The sequence below is a fragment of the Micromonospora sp. NPDC049580 genome (assembly GCF_040675595.1).
In the GTDB taxonomy this organism is placed as follows: domain Bacteria; phylum Actinomycetota; class Actinomycetes; order Mycobacteriales; family Micromonosporaceae; genus Micromonospora.
Map to the genome: position 1 here is coordinate 1 of NZ_JBFAPG010000675.1, position 2,475 is coordinate 2,475.

2 protein-coding genes are annotated in these 2,475 nt (G+C 69.7%); one reads left to right on the forward strand and one right to left on the reverse strand.

From position 1 onward, the window contains the following. Positions 1–85 precede the first annotated feature (85 nt). On the reverse strand, positions 86–1,720 hold the full coding sequence (locus AB0J68_RS30855) for a glycosyl hydrolase family 18 protein (protein ID WP_363942259.1): 1,635 nt from the start codon (positions 1,718–1,720) through the stop codon (positions 86–88). A 176-nt stretch (positions 1,721–1,896) separates the two neighbouring features. Here AB0J68_RS30855 and AB0J68_RS30860 point away from each other — a divergent pair, with 176 nt between their 5' ends. Then, complete coding sequence (locus AB0J68_RS30860) at positions 1,897–2,391, forward strand: glutathione peroxidase (protein WP_355066890.1); 495 nt, start codon at positions 1,897–1,899, stop codon at positions 2,389–2,391. The last annotated feature ends 84 nt before the right edge of the window (positions 2,392–2,475 follow it).

The window sequence follows — 2,475 nt, forward strand, 5'->3', positions numbered from 1 at the left end:
GGCGTCGACCGGGCCGGTACGGCACGGGCGGGGAGAGGCGGTGCGGGCCCCTCCCCGCCGTGTGGGTGGTGCGTCGACCGTCGGCTCAGCCGAGGCCGCCCTTGATGGCGCCGATGAGCTCGCCGTTGCTGGTGTCGCCGGAGAGCTCCCAGAAGAACGCGCCACCGAGGCCCTGGTTGTTCGCGTACGTCATCTTGCCGTTGATGGTCGACGGGGTGTCGTAGCTCCACCAGTTGCTGCCGCACTTGGCGTACGCGGTGCCGGCGATCATGCCGGTGGCCGGGCAGGTGTTCTTGAGGACCTTGTAGTCCTCGATGCCCGCCTCGTAGGTGCCCGGCGCCGCGCCGGTGGCGCTGCCGCCCGGTGCGGCCTGCGTGACGCCCGTCCAGCCCCGACCGTAGAAGCCGATGCCGAGCAGCAGCTTGTTGGCCGGGATGCCCTTGCTCTTGAGCTTCTGGATCGCCGCGTCGGAGTTGAAGCCCTGCTGCGGAATGCCGGTGTACGAGGTGAGCGGCGAGTGCGGCGCCGTCGGGCCCTGGGCGTTGAAGGCGCCGAAGTAGTCGTACGTCATCGGCATGAGCCAGTTGAGGTTGCCGATGGCACCGGCGTAGTCGGTGGCGTCGATCTTGCCGCCGTTGCTGCCGTCCGCGGTGATCGCGGCGGTGACCAGGGCGCTGGACCCGAACTTCGACCGCAGGGCGCCGATCACGTTCTTGAACGCGTTGGGGCCGCTGGTGTCACAGGTCAGGCCGCAGGCGTTCGGGTACTCCCAGTCGACGTCGATGCCGTCGAAGACGTCCGCCCAGCGCGGGTCCTCGACCAGGTTGTAGCAGCTCTCGGCGAACGCGGCCGGGTTCTGGGCGGCCTGGGTGAAGCCGCCGGACCAGGTCCAGCCGCCGAACGACCAGATCACCTTGAGGTGCGGGTTCAGCTGCTTGAGCTTGCGCAGCTGGTTGAAGCTGCCGCGCAGCGGCTGGTCCCAGGTGTCGGCGACGCCGTCCACGCTCTCCGCCGCCGTGTACGCCTTGTCGTAGTCGGCGTAGCTGTCACCGATGGTGCAGCGACCGCCCGTGGTGTTGCCGAAGGCGTACAGGATGTGGGTCAGCTTGGCGGCCGAGCCGCTGGTCTGGATGTTCTTGACGTGGTAGTTGCGGCCGTAGACGCCCCACTCGGCGAAGTAGCCGACGACCTTCTTGCCGCCCGTGTTCGGCGGGGTGGTGGTCGGGGGCGCCGTGGTGGGCGGAGCGGTGGTGGGCGGCGCCGTGGTGGGTGGGGCCGTGGTGGGCGGCGCGGTGGTGGTCGGCGGGGTGGTCGGGGTGCCACCGCCGCACGGTGCGCCGTTGACGGTGCAGTTCAGCGGCGCCTTGTAGGCGCCGGTGCCGTTGTAGCCCCAGCTGAACGAGGCGCCGGGCGCGAGGCTGCCGGCCCAGCTCTTCTTGACGGCGACGTAGTGGTTGCCGCTGCTCGTGACGTCGGCGTCCCACGCGCTGCTGATGGTGGTGCCTGACGGCAGGTCGAACTCGATGCGCCAGGTGGCGACCGTGGCGCTGGAGCCGTTGGTCACGGTCACCTTCGTCTCGTGACCGGTCCCCCAGTCCTGCGCCTTGGCGAACGTGGTGGTGACCGAGCCGGCACCGAACGCAGTCGTCATCGGCACCGCCGCGACGGTCACGGCGACCACGGCACCGGCCCAGAGGGCCCGGCGGAGCGATCTTTTCATAAGGCGTCTCCCGAACTGTTAGGAAACTTTCCAAAAGAGATGGTGAGACGGTACTCACGCCGTCATCAGTTCGTCAAGATGTCCATGTTTCGATTTCTTCTGGTGCGTGGACTGCGCCCGCACCGAGCCGCCGGTCAGCGGTCGGGGGTCGCGGGCCGGCGCGTAGCCTCGGGCCCATGACCGTCTTCGACATCCCGATCGACGCCCTCAGCGGCGGGCCCGCCGACCTCGCCCAGTACCGGGGCCGGGCGCTGCTGGTGGTCAACGTCGCCTCCCGGTGCGGCCTCACCCCGCAGTACGCCGGCCTCCAGACCCTCGCCGACACCTACGCCGAGCGTGGCCTGGTGGTGCTGGGCGTGCCGTGCAACCAGTTCGCCGGGCAGGAGCCGGGCACCGCCGCCGAGATCAGCGACTTCTGCCAGGTCAACTACGGGGTGACTTTTCCGCTGACCGAGAAGGTCGACGTGAACGGGCCCGACCGGCACCCGCTCTACGCCGCGCTGGTGGACACTCCGGACGCCGACGGACACACCGGGGACGTCCGCTGGAACTTCGAGAAGTTCCTGGTGACCCCGGACGGCACGGTCGCCGCCCGCTTCGCCCCCACGGTCGAACCCGACTCCGACGACCTCCGCGCGGCGATCGAAAAAACCCTCCCCACCCCCGCCTGACCCCACCCACCTCCCACCCCCCTGACCCGCCCGCGGTGATCAAGAGGTTTGCGTCAGCGGGGAGCCTCCACCTGACGCAAACCT